This window comes from Promicromonospora sp. NPDC023805 (assembly GCF_040639635.1).
Taxonomy (GTDB): domain Bacteria; phylum Actinomycetota; class Actinomycetes; order Actinomycetales; family Cellulomonadaceae; genus Promicromonospora.
This window is the reverse complement of the sequence record NZ_JBFAAH010000001.1, coordinates 527,312-543,778: the sequence shown is the minus strand read 5'-3', so window position 1 is coordinate 543,778 and position 16,467 is coordinate 527,312. Positions and strand designations below refer to the sequence as shown.

Here is a 16,467-nt window from a genome sequence, read left to right as displayed (position 1 = left end):
GGACCGCATGAGCTCGTCGGAGGGATCCCGATCGGTGCGGTCACTGTTGCAAGGTGTTGCTTTCACGACTGCCGGTGCGTTGATGGCCTGCTTGTTCGTCGCCGTCCCGCAGGTAGCGGCTGAGCCGGCGAACGACAGCGTGGGGCCGGGATCACGTGGTATCGACGTGGCCGGTACCGATTTCGTCAAGCCGTCGACGAAGGCTCTGCCCGACGCGGCAGCGCCACACGAACGGCGGGCCGAGCTGCCGGTCGGTGGCCATGGTGCGGTCGAGACGCAGTCGGCGGGGCGCAAGTCATCGAGCACGGACATGACGGTCGTTGGAGGACTGCCACTGTCCGTGACAGACCAGACCGACGACAGCCCGGCCGGCCGGGTAGACGTCGATGTGATCACGTCCGAGCCCGACCGCCCCCGTGAGGGCGGTGACCGGGTGATCGTCGCGTTGTCCGTCCCGCAGGCAGACCAGGCTGATGGCTCGAAGTCACCAGAGCGGGCCGCAGCTGCCGATTCCCGGGCCGAGACATCCAAGATCAGGAACCGCGCCCAGGGCGTGGACGTCGCAGTCGACTACTCCGCGTTCGCGGGTCTGCACGGTGGGTCGTGGGACGACCGCCTCACCCTTGTCCAGCTCCCTGGATGCGCTGCGGACACGCCGGACAAGGCCGAGTGCGCCGCCGGGCGGACCGTCGGGGCGACCAACCGCACCGGTGACGACGTGTTGACGGCCAAGGGCATCAAGGTTCCCGCAGACGGCTCGCCGGTGGTGCTGGCCGTGGCTGCGAGCGTATCCGGAGGCTCGGGCACGTTCGGGGCGACACCACTGTCGCCGTCCAACACCTGGTCGACAGATCTGCGGTCCGGTTCGTTCTCGTGGAACTATCCGATCACCGTCCCCGACGTGCCGGGTTCCTTTGTCCCCACGCTCGGGCTGTCCTACTCCTCCGGAGGGGTGGACGGGCGCACCTCCAGCACGAACAACCAGTCCTCGTTGGTCGGGGACGGATTCGACCTGTGGCCGGGGTTCATCGAGCGCAAGTACAAGTCGTGCGCTCTGGACGACGTCAAGAACGCTGACGGAAACGCCATCGGCGACCTGTGCTGGGACTACGACAACGCGTTCATCAGCTTCAACGGTGCCGCTGGTGAGCTGGTCCCGACGGGGACGGCGAACACCTGGAAGCTGCAGGCCGACGACGGCACGAAGATCGAGCGACTGACCGATTCCGCACGCGGCAACGGTGACAACGACAACGAGTACTGGAAGGTCACCACTCCGAACGGGACCGAGTACTTCTTCGGATATCACCGGCTGCCGGGTTGGGCCTCCGGCGACGCGGTGACGAACTCCGCCTGGACCGTGCCGGTCGTGGGTGACAACTCCGGCGAGCCGTGCAACACCGCCACGGGGAAGATCTGCACCCAGGTATGGCGATGGAACCTGGACTACGCGGTGGACGCGGCCGGGAACAAGATCACCTACCACTACGCCAAGGAGACGAACCACTACGGCAAGCTCGGTGACCCGGCGGCAAGCACCGCATATACCCGTGGCGGGACTCTCGCGCGGATCGATTACGGCATCCGGGGCACCGACCTGGTGGGCGCCGACGCGGTGCAGCCGTTGGGACGGGTGAGCTTTGGTTACGCGGAGCGCTGCCTGAACGACGGGTCCGGCCAGTGCACGAACATCGCCACCGAGCCGAACGGGTGGCACGACGTGCCGTGGGACCTGAACTGTTCCTCTGGTGGTACGTGCGACAACGGCCGCACGTCCCCGTCCTTCTGGACGCGCAACCGGATGACCGAGGTCAAGGCACAGGTCTATGTCTCGGGGTGGAAGGACGTGGACTCCTGGGCACTCACCCATGAATGGGGAACCGCGGACACGGACTACCAGCTGCTCCTGTCCTCGATACGCCGGACCGGTCACACCGGCCCTACCGGGGCTGTGACGACATTGATGGACCCGGTCAGGCTGGGATACAAGCAGCTCGTGAACCGGCTCGACCGCACCGGCGACTCCCAGGACCCGTTCATCAAGTCACGTCTGTCGACGGTTCAGGACGAGGTCGGCGGACAGGTCGACGTGGGCTACTCCGCCCCGACCTGCGACGAAGGGAACCTTCCCGTACCGCACGACAACTCTTCACGGTGCTTCCCGCAGATTCGTTCGCAGGGTGAGGTGCGGCCGGCTATCACGGACTGGTTCAACAAGTACGTCGTGACCGGTGTCACCACCACCGACCGGACCGGAGGTGGCGAAGACATGCTGACCACCTACGAATATCTCGGCGGGGGCGCATGGCACTGGGACGAGTCCACCGGCCTGATCCCGGTCGAGGAGAAGACATGGTCTGACTGGCGCGGTTACGGCCATGTCAGGGTCAAGACCGGCAGCGTGGAACAGCGGCTGTCCCAGACCGATCAATGGTTCCTGCGAGGGATGAACGGTGACCGCGCGACTCCTGACGGTGGCAGCAAGGCGGTGACGATCCCCCTGGAGTCGGGTGAGGGCAGCGCGATCACCGACCAGCCCTATTGGGCAGGCTTCTCGTACAAGACCGCGTCCTTCACCGGACCGGGTGGAGCCGTGGTCTCCAAGTCTGTCAACCGGCCGTGGTGGCACCAGACCGGGATCAGCACGCGGGACTGGGGCACGATCCGGTCCGGGTTCTCACGTACCGCGCAGACTCAGGGCTTCACCAGCTTGGATACCGGTGGAGCTCCGTGGCGAACCACGTCGACCCAGACGTCGTACGACCAGGTAGCTGGCCGTGTCACGCAGGTTGCCGACCAGGGCGACACCAGTATCACCAGTGACGACAGGTGCTCGACGGTCACCTACGCGACCAACACGACCAAGAACATCCTCGGTCTGCACGAACGCAAGCAGACCTGGGCTGCGGGATGCGGTGCGACGCCTACCGCGGCGCAGATCATCAACGACACGCGATACGCCTATGACGGTCAGGACTACAAGGTCGATCCCGTGCGTGGACGCGTCACTCGCACTGCGGACCTTGCCAAGGTCGAGGGCACGACGCGGAACTATGTCGAAGCGTCTGCTGCCTACGACAGCTATGGGCGTGCTACCTCGGTCACCGACGTCTCCGCGGGCCTGAGCGTGACCTCGAACGGTGACGGGGCGATCACTCGTACCGCTCGCACCGACGGGCATATCTCGACCACTGAGTACACGCCTGCGACCGGTTTCGCGACGCAGATGACCGAGACCACTCCGCCAGCGGATCCGAGCAATGCAGCTACGGCCATGAGCACGACCACGCAGCTCGACCCGGTACGCGGTGCGCCGACACTGGTGACGGACACAAACTCCAAGTCGACCGTCGTGGAGTACGACGCCCTGGGGCGTACGAGCAAGGTGTGGCTGGCGGATCGCACGTCGAACCTGTCTCCGTCGGTGGCGTTCACCTACCAGGTCCAGGCCTCCCGGCCGGTCGCGGTGGGGACGACGACGCTGGACGACGACGGAGACCCGCGCACCTCGTGGGCTCTGTACGACGGGCTGCTGCGACCTCGTCAGACCCAGGACCCCGGCCTTGACGGCGGGAAGATCCTGAGCGACACGAAGTACGACGCCCGGGGGCTGGTCAAGCTCACGTACGCCGACTACTACACGACCAGTGCCACCGGTGGGCGCCTGTTCGACGCGTACGCGAAGTCGGTCGTCGAGACCCAGACCCGAAACTCTTATGACGGACTGGGGCGTAATACTCAGACCCGGGTCATGTCGACCGACAGCGACGGTGGTGAGGTGCTGGCTACGACGCGCAGCATCTACCGCGGCGATCGCACCACGGTGATACCTCCGACCGGGGGCACGGCCACGACCACGCTCACCGATGCCCGAGGGCAGGTGGCCCAGCTGCGGCAGCACCACGACGTGACGACCGCGACCCCGGGGGCGACCACCGGGTTCGACACCACGAAGTACACCTACACCGGCCGCGACCAGCTCGCGACGGTGACCGACCCCGCCAACAACGTCTGGCAGTACACCTACGACCAGCGTGGACGCCAGATCCGCACGGTCGATCCCGACGCAGGGGCGACGACCACCCAGTACGACGACTTCGGTCGGGTGGTCTCGACGACCAACGCGGCGTCGGAGAAGCTCGTCAACGTGTACGACGGGCTTGGTCGCCAGATCGAGCTGCGTCAGAACACTGCCACGGGAACGCTGCGGTCCTCGTGGATCTACGACACCGTCACCGGTGCCAAGGGCCAGCTCGCCCAGTCCATCCGGCACGAGAACGGGGAGCAGTACGTCACCCGGACCGTCAGCTACGACCGGCTGTACCGGCCCACTCGCACCGTCGTCCAGATCCCGCCGAGCGAGGGAAAGCTGGCTGGTAGCTACATCACCAACACCACCTACACGGCCGCCGGGAACGTGGAGTCCATGGGACTCCCTGCCGCGGGAGCCCGCCCTGCCGAATCGGTGTCGTTCGTCCAGGACAAGGCGACTGGCTGGGTCACCGGGGTCCAGGGCCAGTGGGGGCTGACAGCGAGCACCGACTACGACTGGGTCGGTAAGCCGCTGCAGCACACGATGTCCGCCAACGCCGGGGCCGAGGTCCAGGCGACCAACACCTACGAGTACGGTACCCAGCGACTGTCGAACTACCGGGTCGACCGGTTCGGACACCCTGGTGTGGATCGCTCGGAGACCTACTCCTACGACGACGCCGGCAACATCACGTCGCTGGCGGATGTCAGCCGGACCGGTACGGACGTGCAGTGCTTCGAGCTGGACTACCTGGCACGGATCACGGAAGCCTGGACACAGAAGACCGCCGGCGTCGACTGTGCCGCCACGGGGAAGGCTGCCGCTGATGCGAGCCTGATCGGTGGGCCTGCGCAGTACTGGCACGAGTACACCTACGACGCTGTCGGATCCCGCAAGACCGAGGCGTTGCACTCGGCGCCAGGGCAACGCCAGACATCCCGTACCTACAACTACGACCCTGCCCAGCCGCACACCGTCACCAGCGTCAACCAGACCCAGCCTGCAGCGGGCAGCCTGCCGCGGGTCGACTCGGTCGAGCAATACACCTACGACGCCGCAGGGCGCACTACCTCCCGGCAGATCGACGGTGACACGCAGACACTGACCTGGACCCCGGAATCCCGGGTGGCCGCGGTGGACAACGCCGACAACAGTGGGGCGCAGTACACGTACGACGCCGACGGCAACCGGCTGCTGTCGAAGAACACGAACGCGGACGGGTCCACAGAGTCAACGCTCTACCTTGGCCACACCGAGATCACGGTGACCAGCGCGGCTCCGACCGTGGCCAAGGCGACGCGGTACCTCGATATCGGTGGCGGGCACACCGCGGTAGTGGACGATACCGGCGCGGTCACGTTCATGCTCGCCGACCATCACGGCACGGGGCAGCTCGCCATCACGGCGGCTACCCTGGCGGTCACGCAGCGTCGAACGACACCGTTCGGGTTGGAGCGCGGTAGCGCCTCACCAGGTCCGGAGGCGTGGGGCAGCTCGCGTGGGTTCGTCGGTGGATATGACGACCGTGCCTCCACGGGGCTGGTCTCGTTGGGAGCAAGGGAGTACGACCCGGGGCTGGGCAGGTTCATCAGTCTGGACCCGATCATGGACCTGTCTGATCCGCAGCAGATCCACGGCTACAGCTACGCGAACAACAACCCGATCACTCTCTCGGACCCTTCCGGGCTGTGCCCGGGTGGTGGGGTCATGCTGGAGGGCGCGTTCTGCGACTTCGGTGACGGGTGGCAGCAGGTCAAGGCGATCGATACAGGTGGCGCGACGACCGAGACCGTCTTCACCCAGGGGCAGTCCACGGCCCAGGCCGCGGCGCAGGCGTCGGCCGCCGCGCTGCGTTCCCCCGGCCCTGGCACAAGCCGAGCTGGCACTGGTGGCCCGGCGACCAGCGGTCCCACCGAGGAGGAGCTCGCGAAGGCCCGCGCGGTGATGAACAAGTCCGTCACGGACGTCGCCCTCGAGCTCGGTTTCGATGCCCTGAAGGAGTTCGTCGGCTGGAACGACCTCGTGGGCTGCCTCGGCAAGGACATCGGGTCCTGCGCGATGCTCGCCATCGGCATCCTGCCGATCGGCAAGGGCGCGAAGGCGATCAAGTCGCTCTACAAGATCATCGAAGGCGCCATCAGTTTCTACAAGCAACAAAAGGCCGCCCGGAAAATCCTGATTCAAGCCGGTGCTGCATGCAGCGGCAATTCCTTCGTGGCGGGCACGCTCGTTCTGCTTGCAGACGGGACGAGGAAACAGATCGAGGAGATCGAGCTCGGCGACGAAGTCCTTGCTGCGGATGAGGAGACCGGCAAGGTGGCAGAAGGTCGCGCCGTCACCGCTTTGATCCGAGGAGAGGGCGACAAGGCGCTCGTCACGATCACAGTGACCGACGCCAACGGTGACACTCAGCGGATTGTTGCGACGAGCGAGCATCCCTTCTGGGCGCCTGACGACCAGGTATGGATCGACGCGATCGACCTAACCGCAGGAGACTGGCTCCAGACGGTAGAGAGCCCCTGGGCAAAGGTCGTCGCGATCGACGTCCGCCAGGGGCAGGCCGTGGTCCACAATCTCACCGTCTCTGCAGATCACACTTACTATGTAGCCGCAGACCAACATGCCGAGGCGGTTCTCGCTCACAACAAGAACTACGGCCCAACTGAGGGCTGTGCGCTTCCGACCCAGGGCAAGCCAAATGGTAGTCAGAAGGATCTGACGAAACTGACGAACTCCCAGGCGACCGATCTTGCGGAACACCTCGGTTACACTCGCGCGCGAAATGAGTCGTCTCACGGCCAACTCGTGTTCGAAGATCCGAAGGGAAGGTGGTTCATTTCGCAAGACACGGAAGCTCATAGCGGAGGGACATGGAAAATCGCTAAATCCGTCGCGAAGCTTGCCCGCAAAGATACCCGGACCGCTACGACCGATGCGCTACTGACGATTGTCGGTGAATGACCTTGTCGTGGGATGATGACCCGTACTTGCGGTCGGCCTTCGGCTGGACGGTTGATGTGCCAGGACTCGATCGCGAAGCGGCCGAGCGGCTGGCTCACGAAATTGACCGGCGATTTCCCGAGGTCACGGGCGGACGGATGCCTCGCGTCAGTGATCCTCGCTCGTCCTGCCACACCTTTCTGCATCGCCGTGCGGTGGCCTGCGTGGCCGAAGGTCTGAGGCGTGCCGGAGACCGCCACAGTGAAAGCCTTGTTGCGGACATTGAGGCATGGATCGACAAAGTGGCGGTCGAGGCCCCGAAACTAGATCAACCAGAGTTTCGGATTGGCTTGCGGTACTGGTCGGTGACGGTTCCTGGGGATGACAGCCTGGCTGCGGCCCACTGCTTGGCGTCAGTCGCTGATGTGGAGCTGTCTAACCTCCGTCCACGACTTATTGATCCGACCGAGTGGTTCATGATCTGGGGTGACGCCTCGACGATGACGTTGATCCGACGTGGGCTCGAGGAGCTTTCCACGAGCGGGCTCGCGTCGGCCATGCTCAGCGAAATTCGAGCCTGGGATGAGTGGGTGGGCGCGGGCGGTGCGAGTTGACGTTGGAATCCGCGCAGCTCGGGGGCATCCGGCATCGAAGCGAGTCGTATGTCGAGGGCACGATGAAGTGCTCGGCCGCCGTCGTCTCACGCCGCCCCCTCACGCCGCCCCCTCACGCGGCGGCACAGCTCCACGTGCGTCCCGCTGCCGTCGCGTACTTAGGCGAGGCGCACTCGTCGGCGTCCATCTAGCGCAGCACGCGGCCCGCGTTGGCGCGGGAACGTTTGATCAGGCAGCCGAGGTCTTCGCGGTCGTCGGAGAGGCTCGCCGAGCGGACATAGTTCTGCGGTAGGTCGCTGGTGCTGTGGCGATTGTCGGTGCGACGAGGGGTATCGATCGTGCTGTCCCCAGCAGTGCGCCTGGATGAGCCCACCGACGGCGGCGTGTTGGATCTGTATGTCGTCCGGAACGGTCGGCCGTGGTCACACAGAGAAATACTTAGCCTCCGGGTGGTGGAACACAAACGCATCCGTCGACTGCTCCGGATGCAGCTGCAGCTCCTCGGAGAGCGTCACCCCGACCCGCTCCGGCCGCAGCAGCTCCACGACCTTGTGCCGGTCCTCCATCTCCGGACACGCGGGATACCCCAGCGAGAACCGCGCCCCGCGGTACTCCAGCTTGAACATCCCCTCCACGCCGGCAGGCTCCTCGGCAGCGAACCCGAGCTCAGCCCGCACCCGCGCATGCCAGAACTCGGCAAGCGCCTCGGTCAGCTGCACAGAAAGCCCGTGCAGCTCCATGTACTCGCGATACTTGTTGGCTTCGAAGAGCCGACCGGTGTGCGCAGAAACAGAGTCCCCAACGGTCACCAGCTGCACCGGCAGCACATCGAACCGCCCGGTCTCCTCAACCCACTCCCGCGGCCGAACGAAGTCAGCAAGACACAGGTGCCGGTCCCGCCGCTGCCGCGGGAAGTGGAACCGCAGCCGCTCAGACCCAACGGAACCACCGGACCCGCCGTCAGGCGCCCCGATCCCGGAGAGCTCCCCGTGGTGCGCCACCACGACGTCGTTCCCCTCCGACCACACGGGGAAATACCCGTAGACGACAGTCGGGTCCATGATCTGGTCCGTCAGGATCCGGTCCATCCACTCCGCGAGCCGCGGCCGCCCCTCGGTCTCGACCAGTTCCTCGTAGGACGCGCCATCCGAAGAGCGCCCCGGCTTGAGTCCCCACTGGCCCATGAACGTCGCTCGCTCGTCCAGGAACGCCGCGTACTCGGAGAGCTGCACGCCCTTTACGATCCGCGTGCCCCAGAACGGCGGGTCGTGCACAGGGTTGTCGGCCGCGACGTCAGACCGAGAAGGCAGGTCCTCGACAGCCGTCTGCGTCACCGTCACCACCGCGTGCCGCCGCTTCTTCAGCGCCGGCAGCCCGACGTCGTCGGGCGCGGCCCCGCGCGCAACGCGCACCAAGGGCTCCATGAGCCGCAGCCCCTCGAAAGCGTCCTTCGCATACCGCACCACGCCAGGGAACTGACCGGCCAGGTCGTCCTCGACATAGGTCCGCGTCAGCGCGGCCCCGCCCAGCAGCACCGGCCACCGCTTGTCGTACCCCCGGGAGGCCAGCTCCTCCAGGTTCTCCTTCATCACCACCGTCGACTTCACGAGCAGCCCCGACATGCCGATGACGTCGGCGTCGTGCTCGATCGCGGCGTCGATCATGGCGCTCACCGGCTGCTTGATGCCGATGTTCACCACCTTGTAGCCGTTGTTGGTCAGGATGATGTCCACGAGGTTCTTGCCGATGTCGTGCACGTCGCCGCGCACCGTCGCCAGCACGATCGTGCCCTTGGTCTGGTCGCCCTCGACCTTCTCCATGTGCGGCTCCAGCAGCGCGACGGCGGCCTTCATCACCTCCGCCGACTGCAGCACGAACGGCAGCTGCATCTCGCCCTTGCCGAACAGCTCGCCCACGACCTTCATGCCTTCCAGCAGGTGGTCGTTGACGATGTCGAGCGCCTTCATGCCCGCGCCGAGCGCCTCTTCGAGGTCGGGTTCCAGGCCCTTGCGGGCGCCGTCGATGATGCGCCGCGCCAGGCGCTCACCCACGGGCAGCCCCGCCAGCTCCGCCGCGCGCGCATCCCGGATCGCTCCCGCGTCGACACCCTCGAACAGGTCGAGCAGCTTGGAGAGGGGGTCGTACGTCAGGTTGCCCTCGGCGTCCCAGACCCGCTTGTCCCACACCAGGTCCAGCGCCGTCTGCCGCTGCTCGTCGGGAATCGAGGACAGCGGTAGGATCTTCGCCGCGTGCACGATCGCCGAGTCCAGCCCGGCCGCCGTCGCCTCGTTCAGGAACACCGAGTTCAGCACCGCGCGCGCCGCCGGGTTGAGGCCGAAGGACACGTTCGAGACGCCGAGCGTGGTGTGCACGCCGGGGTACTTCTGCGTGATCTGGCGGATCGCCTCGATGGTCTCGATCCCGTCGCGCCGGGTCTCCTCCTGGCCCGTGGCGATGGGGAAGGTCAGGGCGTCGACGATGATGTCGTCCACGCGCATGCCCCACTCGCCCACGAGGGTGTCGATCAGCCGCGAGGCGATGGCGACCTTGTGGTCGGCGGTACGGGCCTGGCCCTCCTCGTCGATCGTCAGCGCGACGACGGCGGCGCCGTGCTCCATGACCGCCGGCATGATCCGGCCGAACCGCGACGTCGGGCCCTCGCCGTCCTCGAAGTTCACCGAGTTCACGACGCCGCGCCCGCCCAGCAGCTCCAGGCCCGCACGGATCACCGCGGGCTCTGTGGAGTCGATGACCAGCGGCAGTGTCGAGGCCGACGCCAGGCGCGAGACCACCGCGCGCACGTCCTCCACGCCGTCGCGCCCCACGTAGTCCACGCACACGTCCAGCAGGTGTGCACCGTCGCGCGTCTGCGCGCGGGCGATGTCGACGACGTCGTCCCACCGGCTCTCCAGCATCGCCTCGCGGAACGCCTTGGAGCCGTTGGCGTTGGTGCGCTCGCCGATCGCGAGGAAGCTCGTCTCCTGGCGCAGGTCCGTCGCGGAGTACAACGAGGCGACGGCGTTCTCGCGCACCGGCGCGCGCTCCGCCACGGGACGCCCGCCCACGGCCTCGACCACGAGCCGCATGTGCTCCGGCGTCGTACCGCAGCAGCCGCCCACCAGGCCCAGGCCGAACTCGCGCGCGAACTGCGTGTGCGCGGCGGCCAGCTCCTCCGGAGTGAGCGGGTAGGAGGCGCCGTTCGGCCCCAGCACCGGCAGGCCCGCGTTGGGCATGCAGGCCACCGGGATCTCCGCGTGCTGCGACAGGTGCCGCAGGTGCTCGCTCATCTGCTCCGGGCCGGTAGCGCAGTTCATGCCTATCGAGTCGATGCCCAGCGCCTGCAGCGCCACGAGCGCCGCGCCGATCTCCGAGCCCATGAGCATGGTCCCGGTGGTCTCCACGGTCACCGACACGATGATCGCGACCCGCTGCCCGACGTCGGCCATCGCCTGCCGGCAACCCGTCACCGCGGCCTTGGCCTGCAGCAGGTCCTGGCTGGTCTCGATCATCAGCGCGTCCGCGCCGCCCTCGATGAGGCCCGCCGCCTGCTCGGCGAACGTGTCGCGCAGGTGCGCGTACGTGGTGTGCCCCAGCGACGGCAGCTTGGTGCCCGGACCCATCGAGCCCAGCACCCAGCGCGGCTTGTCCGGCGTCGCGTGCGCGTCGGCTCGCTCGCGGGCGATCGCCGCGCCCTTGCGGGCCAGCTCGCGGATCCGGTCGTCGATGCCGTAGTCGGAGAGGTTCGACCAGTTGGCGCCGAACGTGTTCGACTCGATGGCGTCCACGCCGACCTCGAGGAACGCGTCGTGCACGCCCGCGATGATGTCCGGCCGCGAGACCGTCAGGATCTCGTTGCAGCCCTCCAGGCCCTCGTAGTCCTCCAGCGTCGGGTTCGCCGCCTGGATCATCGTGCCCATGGCGCCGTCGGCCACGACCACGCGCGTGCGCATGGCGTCCAGCAGCGCGGCGGAACGCTCGGTGAGAGCAGGCAGTTCGGCGGGCACAGCGGCGGGGAGAGCGGTCACCTCGGCAGCGTAAGCCTTGGCCCGACGGCGGTGCCCAGCGTGCCCGGCTGGCGGTATGGCGCGGGTATCGTCCCGGCCATGACGACGCACGACTACCTCGCCTCCCTGTTCTCCCTGGAGGGCCGCACCGCCGTCGTGACTGGCGGCAGCTCCGGCATCGGGCGGGCCATCGCCGAGGCCCTGGCGCAGGCCGGGGCACGCACCGTACTCGTGGCCCGCGGCGCCGAGCGGCTCGACGACGTCGCCGCCGACCTGCGGGAGCGCGGCTGCGCCGTGGAGACCGTCATCGCCGACCTCTCCACGCGCGACGGCATCCACGCCGCCGCCGACGGCATCGCCGCTGCCGCTGGGGAGCCCGACATCATCGTCAACAGCGCGGGCATCAACCTGCGCCCGCACCTGGGCGAGGTTGACCAGGCGACCTGGGACGTCACCATGACCGTCAACCTCGAAGCGCCGTTCCTGCTTGGCCAGCGGTTCGCGCCCGGTATGGCGGAGCGCGGCTTCGGCCGGCTCATCCACATCTCCTCGCAGCAGGCGCACCGCTCGTTCGTCGACAGCGGCGCCTACGGCGTCTCCAAGGGCGGCCTCGAATCCCTCGCCCGCTCCCAGTCCGAGGCGTGGTCGTCGCGCGGCGTCACCGCCAACACGCTCGTGCCCGGGTTTGTGCTCACGCCTCTGAACCAGCGCTTGCAGGACGACGCCGAACGGGTCGGGGCGCTCGCCGCCCGCACCACTGTGGGCCGCAACGGCGTGCCCGAGGACCTCGCCGGCGCTGCCGTCTTCCTCGCGAGCGGTGCGTCGGGCTACGTCACGGGCCACTCGCTGTTCGTCGACGGCGGCTTCTCGGTCCACTGACCCCCAGCGTGTACGTTCTCCCCGGCCCTCCTCATGCGCAGGCCGCGGATGGCCGCAGGCGCCCGTGGGCGGCACGGCTTTCAGTGCGCCGAGTGCCCCCGCCCAGAACAATGGCGGTCGTGACGACGACGCGCGGCGACCAGGCAAGACCTGCAGCACACGGACGGCGGCTCGCACGCGGCCTGGTGGTGCTTACGCTCGCGGTTGCCGCCGGGTGCGGTGGCCCCGGCAGCCCCGGCAGCCCCGGCAGCCCCGGCGACGCCGAGTCGACCGGATCGGCAGAGCCGACGGAGTCAACCGGGCCGACCGAGCCGGTGGAGTCGACGGAGTCGATCCTGGGCGACGCCCTCCCGTCCGGCTCCAGCGGCGCGCTCGTCGCGGGGCGGGGTACGACGATGGACCTGTGCCAGGGCTGGGGCGCCCCCGACCCCGACCCGGGCTCCGGGGACGCCCCGGGCTGCGACACCGTCTTCGACATCGGGTCGATGACCAAGCAGTTCACCGCCGCGGCGATCGTGCGGCTGGACATGGACGGCCTGCTCGAGTTCTCCGACCCGCTCGCGGACCACCTCCCTGACGTCCCGGCGGACAAGCGGTCAGTCACCATCGAGCAGCTGCTGACCCACTCCTCGGGTTTCCTGGACTCGCTCGGGTCCGACGACGAGCCGCTGACCCGCGACGCCTTCCTGCGCGAGGCGCTGGGCTCCGAGCTGCTGTCCAAGCCCGGGACGACGTACCTGTACTCGAACGTCGGCTACAGCCTGCTGACCGCCGTCGTCGAGGAGGCGTCCGGCCAGGACTACGAGGCCTACCTCGCCGAGCACCTGTTCGTGCCGGCCGGCATGAGGGCCACGGGCTATCGACTGCCGGACTGGTCGAAGGAACAGGTGGCCGCGCAGTACGACGCCGAAGGGAGATCCCACGGCACACCGCTCGACCAGCCGTGGGCCGACGACGGTCCGTACTGGAACCTCCGCGGCAACGGCGGCCTGCTCTCGACACCCCGGGACATGTTCCGCTGGCACGTCGCGCTGCTCGGCGACGTCGTCCTCGACGAGGACGCCAAGCGCGAGCTGTTCGAGCCGCGGGTGCGTGAGGAGCCCGACGAGACGTACTACGCCTACGGCTGGGTGGTCGACGACCCGGAGGACCCGAGCATCCTGTGGCACAACGGGGGCAACGGCTGGTCCTACGGGGAGATCGCCCGCGACCCGGCGGGCGACATGTTCGTGTTCTGGGTGGTGAACCGGTCCGCGGGGGACGGCTGGGACCTGGGCGAGGACGGCGGCGGCTTCACCTCCGCGCTCTTCGAGCGGCTGGCGAAGACGGGGGACACACCAGCCGACGGTTAGGCTCGCGCGGTGGACGTCGACCTCCCCGGCCTGGGCACGCTGATCAATGTCGGGGCGATTGTCGTCGGGTCGCTGCTGGGCATGGCCGTGGGGCACCGGCTGCCCCAGCGCACCCATGCGGTGGTGACCGACATCCTCGGCCTCGTGACCCTGCTCGTCGCCGCGCTGTCGGCGATGGCGGTCACCGACTCCGCCTTCGTCGCGGCCACGGGCAGCGGCGCCCCCGTGCTGATCGTGCTCGGCTCGCTGCTGATCGGCGGCATCGCGGGCTCGCTGCTGCGGATCGAGACCCGCCTCGAAGCGCTGGCGGGCATCATCCAGGGCTGGCTGGCCCGGCGCTCCCGAAGCACGCGCGGCTCCCGACGTCCGGCGCCCGACGCGGACACCGGGAACGACGCTGACACCGGGAACGACGCTGACACCGGGAACGACGACGACCACACGGCGCGCGAGCGGTTCATCGAGGGCTGGCTCACCGCGTCGCTGCTGTTCTGCGTCGGGCCGCTCGCCATCCTCGGATCGCTGTCCGACGGCCTCGGCCGCGGCATCGACCAGCTCCTGCTGAAGTCTGTCCTCGACGGCTTCGCGGCGCTCGCGTTCGCGTCCTCGTTCGGTATCGGCGTGCTGCTGTCCGCGGTGTCGGTAGGCGTCGTCCAGGGGCTGGTGACGCTGGCCGGTGTGCTGCTCGGGTCGGTGCTGCCCGACGCCCACATCGCCGCCCTGACGGCGACGGGCGGCCTCATGCTGGTGGGCATCGGCCTGCGGCTGCTGCACATCAAGCAGATCCCGGTGGGCGACCTGCTGCCGGCCTTGATCGTGGCACCGTTGCTGACCCAGCTGGTGATCGTGCTGCGCTGACCGCGACGCGGCCAGAGAGGGCGACCGGCGATCAGCCCCGTACCGGCACCGCCAGCCGCTCGTGGCGGCCCGGCTCGTCCTCCCGGTCCAGGAGCCGGGCCAGCAGGTCTATCGCGGTGCGGCCCAGCTTGTCGACGTCGACGTCGATCGCCGGCGTGTGCTCTAGCCCGAGGGCCTTGATGATCGTCGGCTCGGTGCTCACGACCAGGTCGCGCGGCACGTCCGGCGCCGCGCGTGCCCAGCGCGAGCAGCAGTCCCAGGCCGATGGAGGTCGCGTACTGCACGACGGCGGTGGCGCCGGTGTCCAGGACGGCGGACGTCACCTCGACGCTGGCGGCGAACGCCGCCGGGCACGGACCCGACCTCGTCGGACGCCGCGGCAACGTCGTCGACCTGCCCCCCAACACCTGACATGTGGTGCCGGTTCCCACTGAGTGCCTTACCTGAGTTTGGTCATCGCGACCGCTCCCGTTTCCGTCTCGACGCAGTCAAGGAAAACCAGAAAGAAGCCGGGTGAAAAATTCCTGGGAGCGGATCTTCGAGCATTCTTGAAAGATCGCAAAATCGGTTGATTCCCGACATGCCTGGCTGTGGATTTCATGTGACTCGGAAAGGGAGGTCTCATGAGGAAATTCCTCGGCTTGCTTATCGTCGCTGTCTTCAGCGTCTCAGCAACGACGACGGTAGCTCAGGCACTAACGAGCTCAACCGAAGGTGGCTACGCCTACGACTCGAGCACCCAGAGCATGTACTCGTGTGACACGCTGGACGACGGAGCTGCGTTCGAGAACCAGAGTTGGAATGCCGATAACCAGAGGTCAAGCATCACGAGCGGGCATGATGCTTTCGTCATAAGAGACGCCGTGATCGAGGCGCATCCTGCAGTGCGTGAGTTCCCCTGATGAACTCTCAGCAAGTTCAGGAGGCGATATGGTAGTAGGGTGCCCGTCAGAGAATTGACCACTTCCGCGCATTCAGCGCGAGTCGGTTGGGCCGCCATCGGCACCTGGCGACATTTTAATGTCGACGAAGTGAACATGAGGAGAACATGCGAATTCCATTGGTCGCAGACGGGGTAGTCGTCAAGTTTGCCGATCATGTTCTTCTCCGGGATTTCGCGCTCCAGGTTGATCCTGGGGAGTCCGTTGCGCTCATGGGCCCGAGCGGTTCGGGCAAGACCAGTCTGTTGAAGTGCTTGGTCGGACTGGCCGTTCCGTCCGCTGGCAGTATCGAGGTGGCCGGGTCGGCGATGACAGGTATTTCGGCCGCGAAGCGCGCCGATATGCGGCGTGAGCTCATTGGTACGGCTTACCAGACGCCGGATCTCCTGACCGAGATCAGCGTCCAGGAGAATGTGGCGATCACGCTGCTGTTCGAAGGTGTCGGCCGTGACAAGGCGCTGTCGGACGCGCGCCGGTCGCTGGCGTCCGTGGGGATCGAGCACCTGGCCGAGCGCGGCGTGGAAAACCTGTCAGGCGGTGAGGCGCAGCGGGTGTCGTTAGCACGCGCTCTAGTGCGAGAGTCGATGAGTTTGCTGGTCGCGGACGAGCCGACCGCGAGTCTCGACGGCGCGAACGCGGTCCGGCTCGCCGAACTGATGACCGGCATGGTGCATGAGCGCGGTATCGGGGCCGTGATCGCCACCCACGATCAGCGCGTGGCAGATCGCTGCGACCGTGTTGTTGAGCTGCAGATGGCGATGGCGCAGTGAATAGAGCGGTCTGGACAGTTGCCCGCCGTCTGGCTCTGTCCACGGATCGTCGTCAGCGGTGGCGCCAGATCAGCGT

10 protein-coding genes are annotated in these 16,467 nt (G+C 67.5%); 8 read left to right on the top strand and 2 right to left on the bottom strand.

Annotation, left to right across the window (positions count from 1 at the left end; genetic code table 11):
* Positions 1 to 166: 166 nt before the first annotated feature.
* On the top strand, positions 167 to 6,994 hold the full coding sequence (locus tag AB0F70_RS02455) for a polymorphic toxin-type HINT domain-containing protein (protein WP_357443159.1): 6,828 nt from the start codon (positions 167 to 169) through the stop codon (positions 6,992 to 6,994).
* A complete protein-coding gene (locus AB0F70_RS02450; protein WP_357443157.1) occupies positions 6,991 to 7,587 on the top strand; it encodes a hypothetical protein in 597 nt (198 codons plus the stop codon). Before AB0F70_RS02455 ends, AB0F70_RS02450 begins: the two co-directional genes overlap by 4 nt.
* Before the next feature lie 422 nt (positions 7,588 to 8,009).
* Here AB0F70_RS02450 and metH read toward each other — a convergent pair whose 3' ends face one another.
* Positions 8,010 to 11,537 (bottom strand): methionine synthase, encoded by a 3,528-nt coding sequence (gene metH / locus AB0F70_RS02445; RefSeq protein ID WP_357443597.1) that lies wholly within the window; start codon positions 11,535 to 11,537, stop codon positions 8,010 to 8,012.
* 153 nt (positions 11,538 to 11,690) lie between these two features.
* On the opposite strand from metH, the gene AB0F70_RS02440 reads away from it, so the two are divergent.
* The 3 genes from AB0F70_RS02440 (at position 11,691) to AB0F70_RS02430 (ending at position 14,680) form a co-directional block, all read left to right on the top strand.
* Positions 11,691 to 12,470, top strand: coding sequence for an SDR family oxidoreductase (locus AB0F70_RS02440; protein WP_357443154.1), 780 nt, complete (start codon positions 11,691 to 11,693; stop codon positions 12,468 to 12,470).
* Positions 12,471 to 12,589: 119 nt separating this feature from the next.
* Positions 12,590 to 13,822 carry a serine hydrolase domain-containing protein gene (locus AB0F70_RS02435; RefSeq protein ID WP_357443151.1) on the top strand — a complete coding sequence of 411 codons (1,233 nt, stop codon included), beginning with the start codon at positions 12,590 to 12,592 and terminating at the stop codon, positions 13,820 to 13,822.
* A gap of 9 nt (positions 13,823 to 13,831) precedes the next feature.
* Positions 13,832 to 14,680 (top strand): DUF554 domain-containing protein, encoded by an 849-nt coding sequence (locus AB0F70_RS02430; RefSeq protein ID WP_357443148.1) that lies wholly within the window; start codon positions 13,832 to 13,834, stop codon positions 14,678 to 14,680.
* A gap of 31 nt (positions 14,681 to 14,711) precedes the next feature.
* Here the strand turns inward: AB0F70_RS02430 and AB0F70_RS02425 are convergent, their stop codons facing one another.
* A complete protein-coding gene (locus AB0F70_RS02425; RefSeq protein WP_357443145.1) occupies positions 14,712 to 14,900 on the bottom strand; it encodes a hypothetical protein in 189 nt (62 codons plus the stop codon).
* Between the two features lie 14 nt (positions 14,901 to 14,914).
* Between AB0F70_RS02425 and AB0F70_RS02420 the strand changes: the two genes are divergently transcribed.
* From AB0F70_RS02420 to AB0F70_RS02410, 3 genes are all read left to right on the top strand, one after another.
* Positions 14,915 to 15,091, top strand: a complete 177-nt coding sequence (locus AB0F70_RS02420; protein ID WP_357443142.1) for a hypothetical protein — start codon at positions 14,915 to 14,917, stop codon at positions 15,089 to 15,091.
* 212 nt (positions 15,092 to 15,303) lie between these two features.
* Positions 15,304 to 15,582, top strand: coding sequence for a hypothetical protein (locus AB0F70_RS02415; protein WP_357443139.1), 279 nt, complete (start codon positions 15,304 to 15,306; stop codon positions 15,580 to 15,582).
* Positions 15,583 to 15,728: 146 nt separating this feature from the next.
* On the top strand, positions 15,729 to 16,391 hold the full coding sequence (locus AB0F70_RS02410) for an ATP-binding cassette domain-containing protein (RefSeq protein WP_357443136.1): 663 nt from the start codon (positions 15,729 to 15,731) through the stop codon (positions 16,389 to 16,391).
* Positions 16,392 to 16,467 lie beyond the last annotated feature (76 nt).